The following is a 22,594-nucleotide window of genomic DNA, read 5'->3' as shown; positions in this document are numbered from 1 at the left end:
TAGTCGTCAGTTCGGCTTCGGGTAGCTGGCGCCGGTGAGCCGCTCGGAAAGCTCCCAAAGTCGTTGGCAGTCAGCCTTGTTGCGGGCCGGCGCGGGTACCCCGGCCGGCCGTACGCCGCCGCCGGCCAACTCCTGGAACCCGCGGGGCCGTAGAACGCGCCGCCTTCGGCGCAGCGCTCCGGTGGCGTCATGACGCCGGCGTTGCTGATCAGGATGTCGATCGGGCGGCCTGGCGACGAGATCGTTGGCCTGGGTATCATTCCTTACCGGTTTCACCCGGCTCCCAGTGTGCGCCGTTCACCGTCGCGGTGACACACTGCCTGGATGAGCAGCCGACGGCTCGCGAAGATCTCGCTCACCACTGCCATCGTGGTGATGGTCATATCGGTGGGCGGCTTCATCGCCGCCCTGGTGCTCAACGCCTTCTTCCTGGACAAATACAACGCATACGGCGAGGTGCCCGTCCCCGGATCGGGCAGCCTCTACCTGCCTGCCGGTGACGTCACCATCAGCCTGCACACCGTCGTCATCAGCGGGCCTGACCGCGGGCTGCCGGTGCCGCCGTTGGGCGTCACGATCGCGCCGCCCGACGGGGTCGCACAGCCCGTCGTGACCGAGAACATCGGGACCACGACGACGGTCAACAACGACGCGCACGTGCGGGTGTGGGTAGCCCGCGTCGCGTCGGGCGGCACCTACACCATCACCACCGATGGACAGGTCAACGGGTACATCGCCCCGCGACTGGCCTTCGGGCACAACAGTTCGTACGGCTTTTTGGTGTGGCTGTTCGTCGCCACCTTCGTGGTGGGCCTGGCCGGTTCGGTGTTGTCGTCCTGGTGGTTGCGGCGCACCCGCCGCCGGGCGGTGGTGGCGGCCAACCCGTACTACCGCGGGCCGGTCGAGCCCGCGGCGCCCGTCGAGCCGACCGACCAGGGAGTGCGGCTGGAGCGGCTCAAAACCATTGCCGCGCTGCGTGACTCGGGGGCGCTGACTCATGACGAGTTCGAGGCCGAGAAGCGGCGGATACTCGGGGGGCAATAGCGCCGGCGGCTGTCGGCGACCAATGCACGACTCTCGAATTTGATATCGCCGGTGATATCAAATTCGACGACCGCATGGTGTTACGCAAACCGCTACGGACGTGGCCGCGGCGGCGGGACCGGGCTCAGTGCCCGCGGGCCACCCACTCCTCGTAGTGCACGATCTCGTCGCCGATCGTGGTGCTGTCGCCATGGCCGGTGTGCACCAGCGTCTCGCCCGGCAGCCTGCCCAACCGCTCGGAGATCGACTGCAGGATCGTCGGGAAATCCGAATACGAGCGGCCGGTCGCTCCCGGGCCGCCGGAGAACAAGGTGTCGCCGCTGAACACCACACCCAGGTCGTGCGAATACCAGCACACCGATCCGGGGGAGTGGCCCGGGGTGTGCAATGCGCGCAGCTCAGTACCGCCCACGCTGACCGTCTCGCCGTCGGACACGGAGCGGAAGTCCTTGCCGGGGTGCGTCATTCGCCACAGCACCTCGTCGGCCGGGTGCAGCAGCACCGGCGCGTCGAGCGCCTTGCCCAATTCCGGCGCGACCGTAACGTGGTCGTTGTGGCCGTGCGTGCACACCACCGCGACGACGTGGCGACCGTCCACGGCCTCGATGATCGGCTCGGCGGTGTGCGCGGCATCGAACACCACGACGTTGGAGTTGTCACCGATCAGCCAGATGTTGTTGTCGACTTTCCAACTGCCGCCGTCCAATTCGAACGTGCCGTGGGTGACCACCTTTTGAATCTGGACCATCAGAGCACCACCACCGAACGCAGCACCTTGCCCCCGTGCATCTTGTGAAAGGCCTCCTCGACGTCGCCGAGGCCGATCCGCTCGGATACGAACTGCTCCAGCGGGAGCCGGCCCTGCAGGTACAAATCGATCAGCGTCGGGAAGTCGCGTTCGGGCAGGCAATCGCCGTACCACGACGACTTCAGCGACCCGCCGTGCGAGAAGAAGTCGATCAGCGGCATCTCGAGCTTCAGGTCGGGCGTCGGAACTCCGACCAGCACAACGGTTCCCGCGAGGTCGCGGGCGTAGAAGGCCTGCTTCCAGGTCTCGGGCCGGCCGACGGCGTCGATCGCCACGTTGACGCCGAACCCGTCGGTCAGGTCCTGGATCGCCTCGACGACGTCGGCCTGGCGGGCGTTGACGGTGTGGGTGGCGCCGAACTTGCGGGCCCAGTCCAGTTTGGTGTCGTCGGTGTCGACCGCGATGATCCGCCGGGCGCCGACCAGCGCGGCGCCGGCGATCGCGGCGTCCCCGACGCCGCCGCAGCCGATCACCGCGACGGTGTCGTCGCGGGTGACACCGGCGGTGTTGATCGCGGCGCCGATGCCGGCCATCACCCCGCAGCCGAGCAGCCCCGCGACGGCTGGGTCGGCGGCGGGATCGACCTTGGTGCACTGGCCGGCGTGCACCAGCGTCTTGTCGGCGAACGCCCCGATGCCCAGCGCGGGCGTCAGCTCGGTGCCGTCGGTCAGTGTCATCTTCTGCGCGGCGTTGAACGTGTCGAAACACAGGTGCGGGCGGCCGCGCTTGCAGGCCCGGCACTGGCCGCAGACGGCGCGCCAGTTCAGGATCACGAAGTCGCCCGGCTCGACCGCGGTCACGCCCGGCCCGACGGCCTCGACCCGGCCGGCGGCCTCATGGCCGAGCAGGAACGGGTACTCGTCGTTGATGCCGCCCTCGCGGTAGGTCAAGTCGGTGTGGCACACCCCGCAAGCGATGACGTCCACCAGGGCCTCGCCGGGCCCAGGGTCGGGGACGACGATGTCCACCAGCTCGACGGGCTCGCCCTTCTTTCGTGAAATCACGCCGCGCACTGTCTGGCTCATGGGCACCAAACTACGGTGTACCGTCGCTGACCATGCGCGCCGGGGACGACACAGAGCGAAGTGATGGGGTGGGAGCACCACCCGCTTGCGGGGGGAGAGCGGCGCATATGAGCGGAGCACTCGAGACCGCCTCGGAAACCACCGAAGAATTCAGCGAACGAATCGCCGCCGCTATCGACGGCGCTAGTCTGACTCTGCTGCTGAGCATCGGACACCAGACCGGTCTGCTCGACACGATGGCCGGCCTCGCGCCGGCCACCAGCGCGCAGATCGCCGAGGCGGCCGGCCTCAACGAGCGCTACGTGCGCGAGTGGCTGGCCGGGATGACGACCGGGCGCGTCGTCGACTACGACGCCGGTGCCGGCACCTACTCGCTGCCCGCGCACCGCGCCGGCGTGCTGACCCGGGCGGCCGGCCCGGACAATCTCGCGCTGGTGACCCTGTTCGTCCCGCTGCTCGCCGAGGTCGAACAGAAGATCATCGGTTGCTTCCGCGACGGCGGCGGCCTGCACTACAGCGAGTTCCCCCGCTTCCACGCCCTGATGGCCGAGCAGAGCGGGGTGGTGTACGACAACGCGTTGGTCGACGTGGTGCTGCCGTTGGTGGACGGCCTGGTCGAACGGCTGCGGGCCGGGGCCGACGTCGCGGACTTCGGCTGCGGCAGCGGCCACGCGATCAACGTGATGGCGCGGGCGTTCCCGGCCAGCCGCTTCACCGGCATCGACTTCTCCGACGAGGCGATCGCCGTCGGCGCCCGCGAGGCGGCCGACCTCGGCCTGGCGAACGCGACCTTCGAAAGCCACAACCTGGCCGAGCTGGACAAGACCGACGCATACGACGTGATCACCGTGTTCGACGCCATCCACGACCAGGCCCATCCGGCGCGGGTGCTGGAGAACATCCATCGTGCCCTGCGGCCCGGCGGCGTGCTGCTGATGGCCGACATCAAGGCCTCCAGCCGGCTCGAGGACAACGTCGGCATTCCGATGAGCACCTACCTGTACACCACGTCGCTGATGCATTGCATGACGGTGTCGCTGGCGCTGGACGGCGCCGGGCTGGGTACGGCATGGGGGACGCAGCTAGCCACCGCGATGCTGGCCGATGCCGGATTCGGCGACGTGCGGGTCGCGGAGGTCGAGTCGGACCCGATCAACAACTACTACATCGCCCGAAAGTGATGGCGGCCCTCGACGCTCTCGATGACTGGCCCGTGGAGGCCGCCGCCGCGGCGGTGATCGGCCCCGACGGCGTGCTGGCCACCCACGGCGACCCCGAGCGGGTGTTCGCGCTGGCTTCGGTGACCAAGCCGCTGGTGGCCCGGGCCGTCCAGGTCGCCGTCGAGGAGGGCGTCGTCGACCTGGACACCGCCGCCGGCCCGCCCGGTGCCACCGTCCGCCACCTGCTGGCGCACGCGTCGGGCCTGGCGCTGGGCAACGACCACGTGCTAGCCGCCCCGGGCGCGCGGCGCATCTACTCCAACCACGGCTTTACCGTGCTGGCCCAGACCGTGGAGCGCGAGGCCGGGATCGAATTCGGCCGCTACCTGGCCGAGGCGGTGTTCCAGCCGCTGGGGATGGCTTGCACCCGGCTGGACGGCGGCGCGGCGGCCGCGGGGTTCGGGGCGGTGTCCACGGTCGCTGACCTGGCGAAATTCGCTGGGGATCTGCTGCGCCCGGCGACGGTGTCCGCCCAGCTGCATGCCGAGGCGGCGACGGTTCAATTTCCCGGTTTGGACGGCGTGCTGCCCGGTTACGGCGTCCAGCGGCCCAACGACTGGGGGCTGGGTTTCGAGATCCGGGACGCCAAATCGCCGCACTGGACCGGCGCGCAAAACTCGCCGCGGACCTACGGGCATTTCGGTCAGGCGGGTGGGTTCATCTGGGCAGATCCCGAACGGGACGTGGCGCTGGTGGCCCTGACCAACCGCGATTTCGGGGAGTGGGCGCTGCGTCCGTGGCCGGCGTTGTCGGACGCCGTGATCGCTGAATACGGCTAATGGAAAATGCACACTAGCGCAACATGGGTATCACAAGGCACAATAGACACGCACGACACACAAATAGTTAGCAGATCCTGCTTGTAGGTCCCGCCAGGTCGTTGGGGAAGACGTCCCTCGCGGAACCGAAGGAGCAGGATATGCGTGCGTCGAATCAATTCGCCGACGTGACGACTGGCGTGGTGTACGTGCACGCCTCGCCCGCGGCGGTATGCCCGCATGTCGAGTGGGCGTTGTCATCGACCCTTGGGGCGAAGGCGAACCTCACGTGGACGCCGCAGCCGGCCATGCCCGGTCAGCTGCGCGCCGTCACCAACTGGGTCGGGCCCGTGGGCACCGGCGCCCGGCTGGCCAACGCCCTGCGGTCGTGGTCGGTGCTGCGGTTCGAGGTCACCGAGGACCCCAGCCCCGGAGTCGACGGACAGCGGTTCAGCCACACCCCGCAGCTCGGCCTGTGGAGCGGCGCGATGAGCGCCAACGGTGACGTCATGGTCGGGGAGATGCGGCTGCGGGCGCTGATGTCGCAGGGCGCCGACACCTTGGCGGCCGAGCTGGATACGGTGCTCGGAACGGCGTGGGACGACGCCCTGGAGGCGTATCGCGACGGCGGCGAGGTCGGCGAGGTGAGCTGGCTCAGCCGCGGCGTCGGCTAGCGGTCCTGCGCCCTGCGCAGGATGCGCAGCGCGCCCGGAACCGCGCTGATCTCCGCGGGCAGCGCGCAGGCGAAGTCGCCGTCGGCGTACACGTTGATGCCGGGGCAGTCGACGTGAATGGATTGGGCCCGCGTGGTGCTCACCTCGTCGAGGCTGATGTGAGTGCCCTTCATGACGGTGGGGAACAGGCGGACCAGCCTGGTACGCGACGCCCCGTGCACCATCGTGATGTCGAGCAGGCCGTCGGTGGGATCGGCGTGGGGGCAGATCAGCATGCCGCCGCCATAGCTGCGGGTGTTGCCGAAGGCCGCCAGCGTGATGTCTGCGTCCAGCTCCCGGGTCCCGTCGAGCACCATGCGGAACGGCAGGAGCCGCAGCTGCGATAGCTCGGCGAGCATCGCGAGGTAGTACCGCAACCGCCCGTGCGGCCAGCGCATCCGGTTGGCCCGGTCGGTCACCAGGGAGTCGAATCCGGTGGCCGCGACGGTGCCGAACCACTTGATGGCCCCGTCGCCGTCGCGAATGCGGCCCAGATCGATCGTCTCGGTGCAGCCGTCGACGATAACGTCGGCCGCGGCTTCGGGATCTCTAGTGGGTAAGCCGAATTCGCGGGCGTGGTCGTTGCCCGTCCCCGCCGCCACGATGCCCATCGGCACGTCGGTGCCCGCCAGCACCTGCAGCGCGTTGGACACGACGCCGTCCCCGCCGGTCACCATCACCGCATCGGCGCCCTTCTCCAGCGCCGCGCTCACCAGGTATCGCGCGTCTTGCGCGTCGTCGCCGATGATCTCGACGACCTCGACCCCGTGGTGGTGCAGCCGCGCGATCGCGCGCTGCGCCGCGCGGATCGCCGCGCCGTGCCCCGAGACAGGGTTGGTCAGCGCGATCACCTTTGCGATCTCGCGTCGGGTCATGGAATCAGCTTGCCGGGGTTGAGGATTCCGGCCGGGTCCACGGTCGCCTTGACCGCGCGCAGGACCTGCACGCCCAGCTCGCCGACCTCGCCGCGCATCCAGGGGCGGTGGTCGGCGCCGACCGCGTGGTGGTGGGTGATGGTCCCGCCGGTGGCCATGATCGCATCGCACGCGGCCTTCTTGGCGGCCCGCCATTGTTCGATCGGGTTGCCGCGCTGCCCGGCGACGACGGTGAAGTACAGCGACGCCCCAGTGGGGTAGACGTGCGAGATGTGGCACATCACCAGCGCGGGTGTGCCGCTCACGGCGAGCGCATCGGTAAGCGCTTGCGTCACAGCGGCTTTGAGAGCGGAGACGTTGGACCAGTCGGTGGCCGTCTCGAGCGTCTCGCACAGCGCACCCGCCGACAGCAGCGAGTCGCGCAGGTACGGGGCGCCGAACCGCCCGTGCTCCCAGGCCCGCGCAGGCGCCTCACCGAGCGACGTTCCGCCCTGCGCCGCCAGCACGGCGCTGGTTTCGGCGTGCCGGCTTTCGACGTGTTCCTTGGTGCCCTCGAACACGGTGATGCCCAGGCAGCCGCCGGTGATCTGGTTTTCGCCGATCGACTCGGTGGTGGCCAGATTGACCCCGGTCTCGGCCTCGTCGGAAAGCCGGATGACCGTGGGGCCGGTGGCGGTCTGGGTGACGGCGCGCAGGGCCGCGGCGCCGGTCTCGAAGTCAGGGAAGGACCATGCCTCGTAGCGGACGGCCTCCGGCACCCGGTGCACGCGCAGCCGCACCCGGGTGATGACACCGAAGACGCCCTCCGAGCCGATCATCAGCTGGCGCAGGTCGGGGCCCGCGGCGGACTCGGGCGCGCGGCCCAGGTCCAGGGTGCCCACCGGCGTGACCACGCGCAGGCCGCGGACCATGTCGTTGAAGCGACCGTAGCCCGCCGAGTCCTGCCCGGACGAGCGCGTCGCGGCGAAGCCGCCGATCGTCGCGTACTCGAAGCTCTGCGGGAAATGTCCGAGCGAAAAGCCATGGGCGCCAAGCATGCGCTCCGCGTCCGGCCCGGTGACCCCCGCCCCGAAGACGGCCTGGCCGGACACCTCGTCGAGGGAGAACAGTCGGTCGAGGCGGCGCAGGTCGAGGGACACCACCGCGGGGAATGCGCCGCGAATAGGATCCAAGCCACCGACCACGCTGGTGCCGCCGCCGAACGGAACCACGGCGATGCCGTGGTGGGAGCAGTAGCGCAGGACTGTGGCGACGGCGTCCTCGTCGCCGGGCAGCAGGATGGCGTCGGGCGCAGCCTGCACCCCGGCGTCCTTGCGGCGCAGCAGGTCGAGCGTGGACTTGCCGCCGGCGTGCAGCAGCCGGTCCCGGTCGTCGGTGCGGCAGTACTCCGCGCCGAGGAGCTCGGCCAGCGCGTCGCGGTGCGCCTGCGACAAGGCCGACGGACGGAGGCGCACCTGATCGGGTTGCAGCTCGGCGGCGCCGGAATCGTCCACACCGACGGCCTGTTTCAGCACCGCTCGGATCCCCTCGGAGAGCGGCTTGGCCGCGGCGGGATCCCCCCACGCGTTCCATTTCATCGGGGGGAGGAGGCCCTCGGGTTGCGTCATGCGTTACAGTATTACACATGCTGTCAATCAGTAACGCGCGCGCTCCGGCGGACACGGGGGAACGAATCCTCGCGGCGGCGGCCAGTTGTGTGGTCGACTTCGGCGTCGACCGGGTGACCCTGGCCGAGATCGCCCGACGCGCCGGCGTCAGCAGGCCGACGGTGTATCGGCGCTGGCCGGACACGCCGTCGATCGTGGCGGCGCTGCTGACCCGCCACATCACCGAGGTGATGCGGGACGCGCCGCTGCTCGGCGACGACCGCGAATCCCTGGTGCGGCAGATCGTTACGGTCGCCAACCTGCTGCGCCGCGACCGGCTCGTCATGTCGGTGCTGCACTCCGAACTCGCGCCGATCTACATCACCGAACGGCTCGGAACCAGCCAGCACATGCTGATCGACGCCCTGGCCGCCCGGCTGCGCGTCGCCCAGCGCACCGGCAGCGTGCGCGCCGGCGACCCCGTTCAGCTGGCCACCATGGTGTTGCTGATTGTCCAATCGACCATCCAGTCGGCGCAGATCGTCGAACCGCTCCTGGACGCCGACACGCTGGCCGTCGAACTCGCCTACTCGCTGAACGGATACCTGTCGTGATCCCCGACCCCACCGCGTTGAACGCCGCCCGTCGCGAGGCCGACCTCACGGCCCTGGCCGACGGCGAGCCGTTGGATGTCGTCGTGATCGGCGGCGGCATCACCGGCGCCGGCATCGCGCTGGACGCCGCGGCGCGGGGGCTGCGGGTGGCCCTGGTGGAAAAGCACGACCTGGCCTTCGGCACCAGCCGGTGGAGCTCCAAATTGGTGCACGGCGGGCTGCGTTACCTGGCGACCGGCAACGTGGGGATCGCCCGCCGCAGCGCGCTCGAGCGCGGAATCCTGATGAGCCGCAACGCCCCTCACCTGGTTCACGCGATGCCGCAGGTGGTCCCGCTGCTGCCCTCCATGAGCCGGGGCAAGCGCGCGCTGGTGCGCGCGGGATTCCTGGCCGGTGACGCGCTGCGGATGCTCGCGGGCACGTCGTCGTCGATACTGCCGCGGTCGCGCCGGATCCCAGCGGAGCGCGTCGTGCAGTTGGCGCCCACGGTTCGGCGCGCGGGCCTGGACGGGGGCCTGCTGGCCTACGACGGGCAGCTGATCGACGACGCCCGCCTGGTCACCGCGGTCGCGCGCACCGCGGCGCAGCACGGCGCGCGGGTCCTGACCTACGTGGCGGCGTCGAAGGCCACCGGCACCTCGGTGCGGCTGACCGACCGGCGCTCGGGGCAGTCGTTCGACGTGGCAGCCCGGGCGATCATCAACGCCGCCGGGGTGTGGGCCGCGGAGATCGACGGCCTGCTGCGGCTGCGCCCCAGCCGTGGGACCCATCTGGTGTTCGACGCCGAGGCGTTCGGGAATCCCACTGCGGCACTGACGATTCCGATCCCCGGCGAGCTCAACCGGTTCGTGTTCGCCATGCCCGAGCAGCTGGGCCGGGTCTATCTGGGGCTGACCGACGAGGCCGCCCCCGGTCCGATCCCGGATGTGCCCACACCGTCGCCCGACGAGGTCACCTTCCTGCTCGAGACCGTCAACACCGCGTTGGGGGTGGCCCTGGGCTCGGCCGACGTCGTCGGCGCGTACGCGGGGCTCCGGCCGTTGATCGACACGGGCGAGGGCCGCACCGCCGACGTCTCGCGCGAACACGCGGTGGTGGAGTCGGCGTCCGGGATCATCAGCGTGATCGGCGGCAAGCTGACCGAATACCGCTACATGGCGCAAGACGTGCTGGACCGCGCCGTTAGCCTGCGGCACCTGCGCGCCGCGAAGTGCCGAACGCACGACCTGCCGCTGATCGGGGCGCCCGCCAACCCCGGGCCGCCGGGCTCCGGCCCGGTCGCCGGGTTGCCGGCCTCGCTGGTGCGGCGATACGGCGCCGAGGCCGCCAAGGTCGTGGCCACCGCCACGTGCAAGCGGCCGTCGGAGCCGATCGCCGAGGGCATCGACGTCACGCGGGCGGAATTCGAGTACGCGATCACCCATGAGGGCGCCCTGGACGTCTGCGACATCGTGGACCGGCGGACCCGCATCGGCTTGGTGGAAGCCGATCGCGAGCGGGTACTGCCGGCGGCCGAGGAGTTCCTGGCGCGCTTGGGCTAGGGCGCCAGGCCGATGTCCTGGTGCCACAGGTCGGAATGCTCGGCGATGAACGCCGACATCATCGGCGCGCAGCGGTCGTCGTCGAGCATGGGGAGAGCCAGGGGCCCATCTTCCACCCAGCGCATCGCATACCCATTCTGAATGAGAATATCTAATGATAGAGACTATCATTTTATGGCATGGCGACCTCACGCGTTCCCGTCCTCATCGTCGGCGCCGGCGTCGCCGGCCTCGTGACGTCGGCATTGCTGGCGAAACACGGGATCCGCTCGCTGCTGGTCGAGAAGCGGCGCGAGGTCTTCATCTATCCGAAGGCGCGCAACCTGAGCTTCCGCAGCCTGGAAATCCTGCGCGGTCTGGGGCTCGGCGACGAGGTACACGCGGTCGCCGACCGTCTTTCGGCCTTGATGGTCAAACCGGCACTCAACAGCGCCGAGGAGCAATTGGCCATCGACATCAGCGCGCTCTTTGCGGGTCTCGACAATCTGAGCCCCGAGCCGGCGGCGCAGTACTGCCCGCAGAGCAGGCTCGAGCCCATCCTGCTCGGCGACGCGCGCCGACGGGGCAGCGAGGTGAGCTACGGGACGGAGCTTTCGTCGCTCGAGCAGGACGAAGCGGGTGTTACCGCGGTGGTATGCGACCGGGACACCGGGGAGCGCGAGACCGTCCGTGCCGACTACCTCGTCGCCGCCGATGGTGTGCACAGCCCGATCCGAAACTGGTTGGGTATCAGCACCTCTGGTTACGGCGCGCTGCCGATTTTTGTCGTCTTCATCTACTTCCGGGCGCCTTGGACGAAGTACGTCGCACACCTGGCCGACGGCGACGCCGTGCAAGTCAAGAACGCCGATGTGGACGGCATTTTCCTGCTGGTCCAAGGCGAGCTGGGGATGTTCATCACCATGTATTTCCCCAGCAAGGGCGAGTCGGCCGAGGAGTTCACGCCGCAGCGGTGCCGCGAGCTGCTGCTCAAGGCGTTCGGCGAGCCCATCGACGTCGACGTCATCGAGGTCGCGGCCTGGCAACCGTACGAGCAGGTGGCCGATCAATTTCTTTGCGGCCGAACCTTCCTCGTCGGGGACTCGGCGCACACCATGCCGCCGTTCAAGGCCGGCGGGGCCAACACCGCGATCCAGAGTGCGCACAACCTGGCCTGGAAGCTGGCCGCCGTTTTGGACGGGACCGCCGGACCGGCGCTGCTGGACACCTACCACGCCGAGCGGCACCCGGTGGGCCGGTTCGCCGCCCGGCAGTCGCTGACCGGCCCGACGCTGGCCGTGCTTCCCATGAGCGACGGCGGCCCGCAGTTGCCGGCCGACGAAGAGCGCTCGATGTTCGATCTGCTCATCGGATATCGCTACGACTCGACGGCCGTGGTGAGCCCGGATGGGCCCTCGGCAGACCCCGACGCGGTGAAGCTGGTTGGGGAGCTGCGTGCGCAACCGGGCACTCGGGTTCCGCACGTTTGGGTGTGCGACGGGGTTTCGACGCTCGACCTGCTGGCGCCGGGATTCACCGTGCTCACCGGCGACGAACGCTGGTGCGCCGCCGTGGCGTCGACCTCGGTGGCCGCGCATCGCATCAATAGCGACGAGTGGGCGGCGGTCACCGGGCTCGGCCCGTCGGGCGCACTGCTGGTGCGCCCCGACGATTTCGTCGGTTGGCGCTGTGACGCGCTGCCCACAGATGCCGAAGGCGAGCTGCGCCAAGCGCTTACGAAGATCCTAGGCAGACCATGACCGTGATCCGTGAGCAGACACAAAATCGCATGCCCAAAGCGTCCTGAGTGCGATTATGTGTCTGCTCGGCGGCGCTAACCGGCCATCAGTGGACGGTTTAGGTGCGTCGCGATGCGGTCCACGAGGCGGTCAGGTTCTCGTCGCCCGTCGTCGACGACGATTGGAATGATCGTCCACCCAAGCTCCTGGATCTTGGCCCACCGCGTCTTGTCGCGGAGCATTTCCTCGCGACCAACATGCCAATCGATGCTCTCGTATTCTGCGGCCAAACGCATATACGGCCAGGCGAAGTCGACGCGCCACAACTGGCCATCGCGCCCAACGATCGGATGCTGGAGCTCAGGAAGCGGTAGCCCCCGATCGATCATCACTAGCCGCGCCTCGCTTTCCATGGGCGATTCCGCACGGCCATCCGCGAAGGGCAACAGTGCGCGCACGGCAACTATGTCTCGACGTCCTCGCTGCTCGATAATGGCTCTACCAATTTCATTGCGAGTGCATTGCATTGATCGCAACGCCGCGTCGAGCGTCGCCAGCGCCCGCGGCCGGCGCAGTTGCCTTGCGACCTCTACTGCAGTCCATCCGGGTGCCGTGGCGAGGCGACCCCTGCCTGCATGAGCTTTAGCGCATCGGTGTGCACCGCGGAAGCATGCGGAGACCCGGCTCAATCGACCAGTCACCCCTGGGGATTAACTCGCCGAGCAGACGCAAAATCGCACAACGCGGCCACCGCGAGTGCGATTTTGCGTCTGCTCGCGCTATAAGGTGCCGCCGCGACCTACAGCGGGATGTTCTTGTGTCGACCGCGGCGCGCCGGCGCCTGGGCCAGCGCCTCGGTGAGCTTGCTGCGGGTGTGCGACGGGTCGATCTTCTCGTCGACCACGCCGATCTCGATGGCGCTGTCCACGCCACCCGCGATCTTCTCGTGCTCGGCGGCGAGCTGGTCGTGCAGCGCCTCGCGCTCGTGATCGGCCGCGGCGGCCAGCTTCTTCTTGTGCAGGATGCCGACCGCGGCCTTGGCGCCCATCACCGCCACCTCGGCGTCCGGCCAGGCGTACACCTTGGTCGCGTTCAGCGAGCGGGAGTTCATCGCAATGTAGGCTCCGCCGTAGGTCTTTCGGGTGACCAGCGTGACCCGCGGAACCGTGCACTCGCCGAACGCGTGCAGCAGCTTCGCGCCGCGGCGCACCACGCCGCCCCACTCCTGGTCGACACCTGGCAGGTAGCCCGGCACATCGACGATCACCACGAGCGGGATGCCGAACGCGTCGCAGAGGCGCACGAAACGCGCGGCCTTCTCGGCGCTTTCGGAGTTCAGGCAGCCGCCCAGGCGCAGCGGGTTGTTCGCCAGGACACCCACCGTGCGGCCCGACAGCCGGCCGAGCCCGATCACCATCGACGGTGCCCAGTTGGCCTGGAACTCGTCGAACGGGGTCTCGGCGTCCAGGATCGCCGTCACGATCGGACGCACATCGTAGGCCCGCCGAGCCGACTCCGGCAGCAACGCGTGGATGTCGGTGTCACCGGCCTCGGCCTTGGTGCGGTCGAAATGGCCCTGCTGGCAGAACAATCCGACCAGGCGACGGCCGCGCTCGTAGGCGTCGAGCTCGTCGTCGGCGACGATGTGGCACACACCGGACTTCTTGTGGTGGGTCTCCGGGCCGCCCAGGGACGCCATGTCGACGTCCTCGCCGGTCACGCTGCGCACCACGTCGGGCCCGGTGACGAACACCCGGCTCTCCGGCGCCATCACGATGACGTCGGTCAGGGCCGGCCCGTAGGCGGCGCCGCCGGCGGCGAAACCGACGACCACCGAGATCTGCGGGATGTAGCCCGACGCACGGATCATCGCCTCGAAGACTGTCCCCACCGCGTGCAACGCCTTCACGCCCTCGGCCAAGCGCGCACCGCCGGAGTGCCAGATCCCCACGATCGGGCTCTGCTCCTCGATGGCGGTGTCGTAGGCGTTGACGATGTGCGCACAGCCCTCAATACCCATGGCACCGCCCATCACGGTGCCGTCGGTGCAGAAGGCGATGGTGCGCACACCGTTCACGGTGCCCGACGCGGAAAGCACACCCGAGCGGTCACGCTCGTGGAGCAGCTTGATGCTGCCCTCGTCGAAGAAGTTGCTCAGACGCAGCAACGGGTCCCTGGGGTCGAGCGATTCGCCGACCGACGCGGGGGCCATGATTGTCATCGCAGGTCTCCTGTTCTCCGGTGTGCTCTCCGGGTAGGGAAAGCGGATCAGTACCGCCCGAAGGCGATCGCTACGTTGTGGCCGCCAAAACCGAACGAGTTGTTGATTGCGTACTCGTACTTGCCCGGCCGCGGTTTGCCCGACACCACGTCCAAATCGACTTCTGGATCGAGGTTTTCCAGGTTCAGTGTCGGTGGAACGACCTGGTCCCGCAGCGCGAGGACGGTCAGGATCGACTCGACCGCACCCACCGCGCCCACCGAGTGGCCCAGGGCCGCCTTCGGTGCGTAGACGGCCGCGTTGCCGCCGTGGGGGCCCAGCGCGTTGTTGATCGCCTTGCTCTCCGCCACGTCACCCACCGACGTTCCGGTGGCATGTGCGTTCACGTGGTCGATGTCGCTCGGGCTCAGGCCGGCCAGCTGGATCGCCCGGCTCATCGCATGCCCGGCCCGCAACCCGTTGGGGTCCGGCGCGACCATGTGGTAGCCGTCCGAGGTGATGCTGGCCCCCATGATGCGGGCCAGGATGTTGGCCCCACGAGCCTTGGCGTGCTCCTCGGTCTCGATCACCATGAGCGCGCCCGCCTCGCCGAACACGAAGCCGGTGCGATCCCGGTCGAACGGGCGGCAAGCACCCGCCGGGTCGTCGTTCTTGGTCGACATCACGATGCGCATCTGGGCGAACGCCGCGATCGGCACCGCCTCGATCTTGGTCTCGACACCACCACAGATGGCGATGTCGGCCTCGCCGAAGACGATGTTGCGCCACGCCTGGGCGACACCCTCGGAGCCGGACGCGCACGCCGACACTGGCGTGATCACGCCGGCCTTGGCGTGCCGTTCCAGGCCCACCGCCGCCGCGGCGCCGTTGGGCATGTACTTCTGCACACCGAGCGGCGAAACCGCCTTCATGCCACGGGTGCGCATGTCGTCGTAGCTGAAGACCATCTCCTCCGACGAGCCCAGGCCGGTGCCGATGGACACCATCAGCCGGTCGGAGTCGACCTCGGGCGAGCCGGCGTTCTCCCAGACCCGGCGGCTCAAGATGGTCGACATCCGCTGCAGGTAGCCCGTGCGGCGCAGCTCGACACGGGTCAGCTGGCTGTCGAATTCCTCCAACAGGTGCCCACCGATCTTGACCGGCAGGTCGAACTCCTCGACGAACGGGTCCTCGAGTGGACGGATACCACTTTGGCCGTCCTGCAACAGCTTCCAGGTGTTCTCGGCGTCAGTGGCCAGAGCGGTCGTCATGGCGATGCCGGTGACGACCACGTTCGGGAGCGTTTTCCCGGTAACCAGCTCTGTCATGGGTCTTGCGAACGTTCCTTCCGTACTTGTCCCGCTTCTCCTTGGGCCGCTTGCTGAAGCCCGCGTCGTCGCCGGACGTCGTGCTCAGTACCGCCCGAAGGCGAGCGCTACGTTGTGGCCACCGAATCCGAACGAGTTGTTGATGGCGTAACGGAAATCGCCGTAGCGAGGTTCGCCCGCGACAACATCAAGCTCGATCTCGGGATCTGGGGTTTCGTAGTTCAACGTTGGCGGTATCACGCCGTCCCGAAGGCTCAATACCGTGAGGGCAGATTCCAGCGCGCCGACCGCGCCGATGGAGTGGCCAAGCGCCGACTTCGGTGCGTACACCGCCGCCTGCTCGCAGCCCGCGACCCGGATGGCGTTGGCCTCAGCCGTGTCGCCGATCGGTGTCGCCGTGCCGTGGGCGTTGACGTGGTCAATGTCCTTGGGGGACAAGCCAGCCAACTCGAGCGACCGTTGCATGGCTCGGCCGGCACGCACGCCGTCCGCGGCCGGCGCAACCATGTGGAACGCGTCCGAGGTGATGCCCGCACCCATCAACCGGGCCAGCGGCTTGGCGCCGCGAGCCTTGGCGTGCTCCTCGGTCTCGATGATCATCAGGGCCCCGGCCTCGCCGAACACGAAGCCGTCGCGGTCCTTGTCGAACGGCCGCGAGGCGCGTTCGGGCTCATCGTTGCGGGTGGACATGGCCCGCATCATCGAGAACGCCGCGATGGGCAGCGCCTCGATGGGACCCTCGACACCGCCGCAGACGGCGAAGTCGGCGTCACCCATTGCGATCTGACGCCACGCGTGCGCGATCGCCTCCGAGCCCGACGAGCATGCCGACACCGGGGTAATGACCCCGGCCCGGGCGCCCAGCTGCAGACCCACCACCGCCGCGGCGCCGTTGGGCATGATCATCTGGACGGCGAGCGGCGACACCTTGCGGGGCCCGCCCTCGTTCATCAGGTCGTAGCTCTCGACGATTCGCTCGGCGCCACCGAGCCCGGTGCCGACCACGACCGAGAACCGGTCGGGGTCGACCTCCGGGCTTCCGGCGGACTCCCACAGCTGAGTGCTGAGCAGCTTGGCCAGCCGCTGGACGTACGACATACGCCGCAGATCGAGCCTGCTCATGTGCTCGTCGATGGGCTCCTTGAGGTGACCACCGATCCTGACGGGCAGGTCCCACTTGCTGACGAACTCGTCCTCGAGTACGCGGATGCCGCTTTCGCCGGCCAACAAACCCTTCCACGTGCTCTCGATGTCCGGCGCGATCGACGTCGTCGCCGCGACAGCGGTTACCACAACGCTGGGGTAACCGCCATTAGCAGTGGAAGGCTTGCTCACTTGTCCGCTTCCATCCTCGCCTTGACGTTGGCGACGGCGTCGGGGTTGTCCGTCTCCAGCTTGGCGCGCAGGGCCTCGGCAGCCTCGGGGTTCTCTTCCTCGAGCTTCTGGATGTAGGAGACGACGTCACCGACGGTGCGCAGACCGGCGAGGTCCTCGTCCGGGATCTTCACGCCGTACTTGTCCTCGGTCTGAACCGCGATCTCAACCATCGACAGCGAGTCGATGTCCAGGTCGTCGACGAACGACTTCTCCGGGGTGACCTCGGACGGCTCGATACCGGTGACCTCTTCGATGATCTCCGCGATACCGGCGATGATTTCTTCCTGGCTGACGGCCACAGCGTCTTCCCTTCGTGATGTGTTGTGTTAATCGAACAGAGCGTTCTTATTCCACCGTTATGTGGTTGTACTGGATGCGGCTTTCTACAGTTCAGCCAGTGCGTCCAGGTCTGCGGGTGCCTTGACGGCGCGGGTCGTAACCCCCCGAAGTTCGCGTTTGGCGATGCCGGTCAGAGTGCCCGCAGGGGGGAACTCCACCGCGGCCGTGATCTCCCGGTCACGCATGGTCGCCGTGCACAGGTCCCAGCGCACCGGCTGGGTGAGCTGGGCGACCAGCGCCTCCATCGCCGCCGCCGCAGAGGCGACGGGCTGGCCGTCGCGATTGGACAGCAGCGTGGCGGTGGGCTCGGCGGTGGCGACCGCGGCCGCCGCGGCGGCGTAGCGGTCGAGGGCCGGAGCCATGTACTTGGTGTGGAACGCGCCGGCGACGCCGAGGGCGCGCACCCGGGCCTTGGCCGGCGGGTCCTCGGCCAGCTTCTCCAGCGCCGTCAGCGGACCGGCCGCGACGATCTGGCCGGCGGCGTTGCGATTGGCGGGGAACAGGTCGAGCTGCTCGAGACGGGCCAGCACCTCGGCCTCGTCGCCGCCGAGCACCGCGGACATGCCGGTCGGCTCGATGGCGCACGCCTTGGCCATTTCGGCGCCACGGGTGGCGGCCAGGGCGACGGCGTCATCGGCGGCCATCACACCGGCGATCGCGTACGCCGCGATCTCGCCGACGGAGTGACCGGCGACAATGAGGTCCTGGTCGGCCAGCAGGCCGCGCTTGGTGAGCTCCAGGTGGGCCAGCAAGGTGGCGGCGACGACCAGGGGCTGAGTGACCGCGGTGTCGGTGATCTCTTCGGTCGACGCGGTCGTGCCCAGCCGAACCAGGTCGAGGCCGCTGGCCTTCGACCACAGCTCGAGCTGGTCCGCGGCACCCGGCAGATCGAGCCACGGCAACAGCATCCCCTCGGTCTGCGAACCCTGTCCAGGCGCAAGCAATGCAATCACGTGTTTAAGAGAACACTGTGGAAACGGTTTTGGCGGGTGTAACAGATTATGAACCTCGTCTTAGGTTTTTGTGTGCTCCCCACAAAACCGCTCCGTAAGCTACGTGTTCGATACCGTCCCGCTATCTGTTGCCTGGGTCACTATTACTCGGATTGACCCACGACAGCGGCCCTGACCGGCAGCGGAACGGGGGGCAGGGGGTTGGCGCCGACGCTAGCGGTTGGGGTGGGGTAGTTGAGCTGGCCGACTGTCGCCGCCACTCGCAGCACGTATGCATCGCGGGGCTGCGTGGGATCGCGTCCGGTGAAGTCGGTGATCCGCTTGAGCCGGTAGCGCACCGTATTTGGATGAACGAACAACTTTCTGGCACAAGCCTCAATCGCGCCGCCACAATCTAAATAAGCGTCAAGAGTCTCGATGAGCGTGGGCCCCGCGTCGGCCAGCGGTCCCATCACGTCGGTGTGCAGCGCGACGATCGCCGACGCGTCGCCCATCAGGGCGCGTTCGGGCAGGAGTTCCCGGGCCTGGACGGGCCTCGGCGCCCCGCGCCAGCCGCCGACGGCGTTCATCCCGGAAATCGCTTCGCTGGCGCTGTGATAGGCGGCGGTCAGCATCGGCGCGGTGGGCCCGATGACCACCGGGCCGTCGGAGAAGGCGTCCAGCAGGTCGCCGAGGAATTTGTCAGTTGGCGACAGTGGGCCGGACACGATGGCGACCAGCCAGGTGCCGTGCACGTCGGTGAGGGCCGCGCGGCCGTGGCGGGCGGCGATGTCGCGGACGTGCTGACTGGCCCGCTGGTCGTCACCCGGCCCGGTCGACCCGTCGGGGCCGGGCGCGGGCACTCCGACCACCACGGTCGCCGGGGCGGTGGTGTCCCAGTTCAGCGCCGCCGCGCGGGACAACAGCTCGGGGCCGGTGTCGCCGCGGACCACCGCGTCGACGACGCTGGCCTCCATCCGGCTGTCCCAGGTGCCGCGCGCCTCGGCCGCGTTCGCGTAGGCCGAGGCGGAGGTGAACGCCAGGTCGCGGCTGTACTTCAAGACGCCCACGGTCAGGGCGGTCAACTGGTCCTCGGAGCGGGCGACCAGCGGCAGCACCTCTTCGAAGAACTCCATGGTGACGCGCACCATGTCGACGCTGTGCCGCAACGCGATCCGGCGGGCGAGGTCCTGCGGCACCAGCTCGAAGGCCTCGGCGGTGTAGCTGACGTTGCTGTGCGGGTCCTGCATCCACTCGACGAAGTTGTTGATGGCCGTCTGCACCACCAACGCGACGCTGGCCCGCTGCGAGGCTTCCAGGTCGGCGAAGAACGGCAGCCGGTCCTGCATGACCGAGACGGCCTCGGTGGCCAGCCGGCCGGAGTGCTGCTTCAGCCGGCGCAACACGGAATCGGGCACCGTGTCCAGCAGCTCCAGCGGGGACCGAGGCTGCTTGGCGAATGGGCCAGCGAACGGGTTGTCATTCACCCCTAAAACCTACGCCACATTTTGGAAGGATCCCCCAAAGAGGGGGTCGTTTTGCGTCGCACCGGCCCTGGAACCGGGGCGCGGGCGTGAAGTTCGGCGGCGGACGGTCGGCCGAGTGTGGGGCTGGCCGCACAGTCGCCCAGTGTGCGGCTGGCCGCGCACTCGACAGCGGAGCAGGAGGTGGGAGGCGGGGCGGGGGCGGGGGCTCAGGCCACCCCGGGATCGGACGTCTGCTCGGGCGCGGCCTGGACGTCGTCGATCTTGTACTGGCGGGCGGCCGCGACCGGCACCGACGGGTCGATCTCACCGTCGCGCGCCAACGCCTCGAGCACCGCCACCACCTGCGACTCGGCGTCGGTGTTGAAGTAGCGCCGCGCGGCGGGCCGGGTGTCGGAGAAGCCGAAGCCGTCGGTGCCCAGCGTGACGAAGGTGCCCGGCACCCACGGCCGGATCTGCTCGGGCACGGCGCGCATCCAGTCGGACACCGCGATCACCGGCCCGCGGACGTTCGACAAGGCCTCGGTCACGTAGGCGGTCCCGGCGGGCCGGTCCGGGTGGCGCAGCTTCGCCTTTTCGACCGACAGGCCGTCGCGGTTCAGTTCGCCCCAGCTGGTCACCGACCACACGTCGGCGGCGACATCCCACTCGGCCAGCATCTCGGCCGCCTGCAGCGCCGACGGCATCGCCACCCCCGAGGCCAGGATGTGCGCCGTGTTGGCGCGCTGTTCGGTGGCGGCGCGGTAGCGGTAGATGCCCCGCAGCACGCCTTCGGGATCGAAGTTCTCCGGCTCCGGCGGCTGCACGTACGGCTCGTTGTAGACCGTCATGTAGAAATACACGTCCTCGGGGTTCTCCCCGAACATCCGCGCCAGCCCGCTTTCCACGATGTAGGCGATCTCGTAGGCGAACGCCGGGTCGTAGGCCACGACGGCGGGGTTCGTGCTGGCCAGCAGCAGCGAATGGCCGTCGGCGTGCTGCAACCCCTCGCCGGTCAGCGTGGTGCGCCCCGCGGTGGCCCCGAGCAGGAAGCCGCGGGCCATCTGGTCGGCGGCGGCCCACAGCCCGTCGCCGGTGCGCTGGAATCCGAACATCGAATAGAAGATGTAGATCGGGATCATCGGCTCGTTGTGCGTCGCGTACGACGTGCCGGCCGCGATGAACGAGCCCACCGACCCCGCCTCGTTGATGCCCTCGTGCAGGATCTGCCCGACTTCGCTCTCCTTGTACGCCAGCATCAGCTCGGCGTCGACGGCGGTGTAGAGCTGGCCGAGGCGGTTGTAGATCTTCAGCGACGGGAACCACGAGTCCATCCCGAACGTGCGCGCCTCGTCGGGAATGATCGGCACGATGCGCGGCCCAACTTCCTTGTCGCGCAACACTTCCTTGAAGGTGCGCACGGTCGCCATGGTGGTGGCGACCTCCTGGGTGCCGGATCCCTTCTTCAGCGCGGCGTAGATCTCGCGCCCCGGCAGCTTGAGCGCCTTGGCCTTAGTGCGGCGCTCGGGCAGGAAGCCGCCGAGGGTGCGCCGGCGGTCGAGCAGGTAGCGGATCTCCGGGGCGTCCGGCCCGGGGTGGTAATAGGGCGGCAGGTAGGGATTCTCGTCCAGCTGGGCGTCGCTGATCGGGATCCGCATGGAGTCCCGGAAGTGCTTAAGGTCGTCCAGCGCAAGCTTTTTCATCTGATGGGTGGCGTTGCGGCCCTGGAAGTGTGCGCCCAGCGAGTAGCCCTTGATGGTCTTGGCCAGGATCACCGTCGGCTGGCCCTTGTGGTCAAGGGCGGCCCGGTAGGCGGCGTACACCTTGCGGTAGTCGTGGCCGCCGCGCTTGAGATTCCAGATCTCGGCGTCGGTCATGGTCTCGACGAGCGCCTTGGTGCGCGGGTCGCGGCCAAAGAAGTGGTCGCGCACGTAGGCGCCGTCGTTGGCCTTGTACGTCTGGTAGTCACCGTCGGGGGTGGTGTTCATCAGGTTCACCAACGCGCCGTCGCGATCGGCGTGCAGCAGGGCGTCCCACTCGCGGCCCCAGACCACCTTGATGACGTTCCAGCCGGCCCCGCGGAAGAACGACTCCAGCTCCTGGATGATCTTGCCGTTGCCGCGCACCGGACCGTCGAGGCGCTGCAGGTTGCAGTTGATCACGAACGTCAGGTTGTCCAGGCCCTCGAGCGCGCCGACGTGCGCCAGCCCGCGGCTCTCCGGCTCGTCCATCTCGCCGTCGCCCAGGAAGCACCACACGTGCTGGTCGGAGGTGTCCTTGATGCCCCGGTCGTGCAGGTAGTGGTTGAACCGGGCCTGGTAGATGGCGTTGAGCGGGCCCAGGCCCATCGACACGGTGGGGAACTCCCAGAAGTCGGGCATCAGCCGTGGGTGCGGGTAGGACGGCAGCCCGCCGGCGGCGTGGCTGTGTTCCTGGCGGAAGCCGTCGAGGCGGTCCTCGCTGAGCCGGCCTTCGAGGAAGGCGCGCGCATAAATCCCGGGCGACGCGTGGCCCTGGATGAACACCTGGTCGCCGCCGCCGGGATGCGATTTGCCCCGGAAGAAGTGGTTGAAGCCGACCTCGTACAGCGCCGCCGACGACGCGTACGTCGAAATGTGGCCGCCGACGCCGACTCCCGGCCGCTGGGCGCGGTGCACCATGATGGCGGCGTTCCAGCGGATCCAGGCCCGGAAGCGCCGCTCGACGTCCTCGTCGCCGGGGAACCACGGCTCCAGTTCGGTGGGGATCGTGTTGACATAATCGGTTGACGTCAGCGCCGGAATGGCGACGCGCTGCTCGCCGGCCCGTTCCAGCAGCCGCAACATCAAATACCGGGCCCGTGCCGGCCCGGAGCGCTCCAGCAACTCGTCGAAGGACTCCAGCCACTCCGACGTCTCTTCGGGGTCGATGTCGGGCAGGTATGACGCCACGCCTTCGCGAATCACCCGAACGCGGTCGGGTTCGCTTGCGCTGCTAGAGGTTTTGGCCAGATCGTGGCGCGCGAACTCGGTTGTCAACGCACTCTCCTGTAGTTGGCGGGGCTTGTGCCCTCG

Annotated in this window: 19 protein-coding genes and 1 pseudogene; 7 read left to right on the top strand and 13 right to left on the bottom strand. The window is 68.7% G+C overall.

Annotated features, from left to right (window positions below):
• The first annotated feature begins 324 nt into the window (after positions 1-324).
• Positions 325-1,044 carry an SHOCT domain-containing protein gene (locus A5695_RS02365; protein ID WP_068077649.1) on the top strand — a complete coding sequence of 240 codons (720 nt, stop codon included), beginning with the start codon at positions 325-327 and terminating at the stop codon, positions 1,042-1,044.
• Positions 1,045-1,168: 124 nt separating this feature from the next.
• Here A5695_RS02365 and A5695_RS02360 read toward each other — a convergent pair whose 3' ends face one another.
• Complete coding sequence (locus A5695_RS02360; RefSeq protein ID WP_068077647.1) at positions 1,169-1,792, bottom strand: MBL fold metallo-hydrolase; 624 nt, start codon at positions 1,790-1,792, stop codon at positions 1,169-1,171.
• Positions 1,792-2,877 (bottom strand): S-(hydroxymethyl)mycothiol dehydrogenase, encoded by a 1,086-nt coding sequence (locus A5695_RS02355; RefSeq protein ID WP_068077645.1) that lies wholly within the window; start codon positions 2,875-2,877, stop codon positions 1,792-1,794. Before A5695_RS02355 ends, A5695_RS02360 begins: the two co-directional genes overlap by 1 nt.
• A 107-nt stretch (positions 2,878-2,984) precedes the next feature.
• On the opposite strand from A5695_RS02355, the gene A5695_RS02350 reads away from it, so the two are divergent.
• The 3 genes from A5695_RS02350 to A5695_RS02340 all read left to right on the top strand — a co-directional run bounded on the left by A5695_RS02350 (position 2,985) and on the right by A5695_RS02340 (position 5,529).
• Positions 2,985-4,058 carry a class I SAM-dependent methyltransferase gene (locus A5695_RS02350; RefSeq protein ID WP_068077643.1) on the top strand — a complete coding sequence of 358 codons (1,074 nt, stop codon included), beginning with the start codon at positions 2,985-2,987 and terminating at the stop codon, positions 4,056-4,058.
• Positions 4,058-4,876: a serine hydrolase gene (locus A5695_RS02345; protein WP_068077641.1), complete on the top strand. Its 819-nt coding sequence runs from the start codon at positions 4,058-4,060 to the stop codon at positions 4,874-4,876. Before A5695_RS02350 ends, A5695_RS02345 begins: the two co-directional genes overlap by 1 nt.
• Positions 4,877-5,016: 140 nt before the next feature.
• Entirely contained in the window at positions 5,017-5,529 is a 513-nt protein-coding gene (locus A5695_RS02340) for a DUF3145 domain-containing protein (RefSeq protein WP_068077640.1), read from the top strand.
• On the opposite strand, the gene A5695_RS02335 is transcribed toward A5695_RS02340, so the two are convergent.
• Entirely contained in the window at positions 5,526-6,443 is a 918-nt protein-coding gene (locus tag A5695_RS02335; protein ID WP_068077638.1) for a diacylglycerol kinase, read from the bottom strand. The genes A5695_RS02340 and A5695_RS02335 overlap by 4 nt on opposite strands.
• Positions 6,440-8,020, bottom strand: a complete 1,581-nt coding sequence (locus A5695_RS02330) for an FAD-binding oxidoreductase (protein ID WP_156749421.1) — start codon at positions 8,018-8,020, stop codon at positions 6,440-6,442. The genes A5695_RS02335 and A5695_RS02330 overlap by 4 nt, the downstream gene beginning before the upstream one ends.
• A gap of 47 nt (positions 8,021-8,067) precedes the next feature.
• On the opposite strand from A5695_RS02330, the gene A5695_RS02325 reads away from it, so the two are divergent.
• Together A5695_RS02325 and A5695_RS02320 are read left to right on the top strand one after the other, a co-directional pair.
• Positions 8,068-8,643, top strand: coding sequence for a TetR/AcrR family transcriptional regulator (locus A5695_RS02325; protein ID WP_068077634.1), 576 nt, complete (start codon positions 8,068-8,070; stop codon positions 8,641-8,643).
• Entirely contained in the window at positions 8,640-10,184 is a 1,545-nt protein-coding gene (locus tag A5695_RS02320; protein WP_068077632.1) for a glycerol-3-phosphate dehydrogenase/oxidase, read from the top strand. Before A5695_RS02325 ends, A5695_RS02320 begins: the two co-directional genes overlap by 4 nt.
• Here the strand turns inward: A5695_RS02320 and A5695_RS29990 are convergent.
• Positions 10,181-10,309: a hypothetical protein gene (locus tag A5695_RS29990; RefSeq protein ID WP_255398571.1), complete on the bottom strand. Its 129-nt coding sequence runs from the start codon at positions 10,307-10,309 to the stop codon at positions 10,181-10,183. The genes A5695_RS02320 and A5695_RS29990 overlap by 4 nt on opposite strands.
• Positions 10,310-10,363: 54 nt before the next feature.
• On the opposite strand from A5695_RS29990, the gene A5695_RS02315 reads away from it, so the two are divergent.
• Positions 10,364-11,923: an FAD-dependent monooxygenase gene (locus A5695_RS02315; protein WP_068077630.1), complete on the top strand. Its 1,560-nt coding sequence runs from the start codon at positions 10,364-10,366 to the stop codon at positions 11,921-11,923.
• Between the two features lie 74 nt (positions 11,924-11,997).
• Here the strand turns inward: A5695_RS02315 and A5695_RS02310 are convergent.
• From A5695_RS02310 to aceE, 8 genes and pseudogenes are all read right to left on the bottom strand, one after another.
• A pseudogene (locus A5695_RS02310) lies at positions 11,998-12,528 on the bottom strand (hypothetical protein); the annotation flags it as partial.
• 173 nt (positions 12,529-12,701) lie between these two features.
• Positions 12,702-14,123, bottom strand: coding sequence for an acyl-CoA carboxylase subunit beta (locus A5695_RS02305; RefSeq protein ID WP_068077629.1), 1,422 nt, complete (start codon positions 14,121-14,123; stop codon positions 12,702-12,704).
• 47 nt (positions 14,124-14,170) lie between these two features.
• Positions 14,171-15,430, bottom strand: a complete 1,260-nt coding sequence (gene kasB, locus A5695_RS02300) for a 3-oxoacyl-ACP synthase KasB (RefSeq protein ID WP_068077627.1) — start codon at positions 15,428-15,430, stop codon at positions 14,171-14,173.
• An 84-nt stretch (positions 15,431-15,514) separates the two neighbouring features.
• Positions 15,515-16,765: a 3-oxoacyl-ACP synthase KasA gene (gene kasA / locus A5695_RS02295; protein ID WP_068077625.1), complete on the bottom strand. Its 1,251-nt coding sequence runs from the start codon at positions 16,763-16,765 to the stop codon at positions 15,515-15,517.
• Positions 16,762-17,106: a meromycolate extension acyl carrier protein AcpM gene (acpM, locus tag A5695_RS02290; protein WP_068077623.1), complete on the bottom strand. Its 345-nt coding sequence runs from the start codon at positions 17,104-17,106 to the stop codon at positions 16,762-16,764. The genes kasA and acpM overlap by 4 nt, the downstream gene beginning before the upstream one ends.
• A gap of 84 nt (positions 17,107-17,190) precedes the next feature.
• A complete protein-coding gene (locus A5695_RS02285) occupies positions 17,191-18,099 on the bottom strand; it encodes an ACP S-malonyltransferase (protein WP_068077621.1) in 909 nt (302 codons plus the stop codon).
• A gap of 143 nt (positions 18,100-18,242) precedes the next feature.
• Positions 18,243-19,565 carry a CdaR family transcriptional regulator gene (locus A5695_RS02280; protein ID WP_068077619.1) on the bottom strand — a complete coding sequence of 441 codons (1,323 nt, stop codon included), beginning with the start codon at positions 19,563-19,565 and terminating at the stop codon, positions 18,243-18,245.
• 206 nt (positions 19,566-19,771) lie between these two features.
• Positions 19,772-22,558, bottom strand: a complete 2,787-nt coding sequence (gene aceE / locus A5695_RS02275; protein WP_068077618.1) for a pyruvate dehydrogenase (acetyl-transferring), homodimeric type — start codon at positions 22,556-22,558, stop codon at positions 19,772-19,774.
• Between the last annotated feature and the right edge of the window lie 36 nt (positions 22,559-22,594).

The sequence above is a fragment of the Mycobacterium sp. E1747 genome (assembly GCF_001667775.1).
Lineage (GTDB): Bacteria > Actinomycetota > Actinomycetes > Mycobacteriales > Mycobacteriaceae > Mycobacterium.
This window is presented reverse-complemented; position numbering and strand designations above follow the sequence as displayed.

Bases quoted from the DNA above. Each gene is read 5' to 3' on its own strand.
- A5695_RS29990 (WP_255398571.1), bottom strand. From the start codon at position 10,309: ATGCGCTGGGTGGAAGATGGGCCCCTGGCTCTCCCCATGCTCGACGAC.
- A5695_RS02355 (WP_068077645.1), bottom strand. From the start codon at position 2,877: ATGAGCCAGACAGTGCGCGGCGTGATTTCACGAAAGAAGGGCGAGCCC.
- A5695_RS02315 (WP_068077630.1), top strand. From the start codon at position 10,364: ATGGCGACCTCACGCGTTCCCGTCCTCATCGTCGGCGCCGGCGTCGCC.
- A5695_RS02305 (WP_068077629.1), bottom strand. From the start codon at position 14,123: ATGACAATCATGGCCCCCGCGTCGGTCGGCGAATCGCTCGACCCCAGG.
- A5695_RS02345 (WP_068077641.1), top strand. From the start codon at position 4,058: ATGGCGGCCCTCGACGCTCTCGATGACTGGCCCGTGGAGGCCGCCGCC.
- A5695_RS02340 (WP_068077640.1), top strand. From the start codon at position 5,017: ATGCGTGCGTCGAATCAATTCGCCGACGTGACGACTGGCGTGGTGTAC.
- A5695_RS02365 (WP_068077649.1), top strand. From the start codon at position 325: ATGAGCAGCCGACGGCTCGCGAAGATCTCGCTCACCACTGCCATCGTG.
- A5695_RS02360 (WP_068077647.1), bottom strand. From the start codon at position 1,792: ATGGTCCAGATTCAAAAGGTGGTCACCCACGGCACGTTCGAATTGGAC.
- A5695_RS02335 (WP_068077638.1), bottom strand. From the start codon at position 6,443: ATGACCCGACGCGAGATCGCAAAGGTGATCGCGCTGACCAACCCTGTC.
- kasB (WP_068077627.1), bottom strand. From the start codon at position 15,430: ATGACAGAGCTGGTTACCGGGAAAACGCTCCCGAACGTGGTCGTCACC.
- A5695_RS02350 (WP_068077643.1), top strand. From the start codon at position 2,985: ATGAGCGGAGCACTCGAGACCGCCTCGGAAACCACCGAAGAATTCAGC.
- A5695_RS02325 (WP_068077634.1), top strand. From the start codon at position 8,068: ATGCTGTCAATCAGTAACGCGCGCGCTCCGGCGGACACGGGGGAACGA.
- A5695_RS02330 (WP_156749421.1), bottom strand. From the start codon at position 8,020: ATGAAATGGAACGCGTGGGGGGATCCCGCCGCGGCCAAGCCGCTCTCC.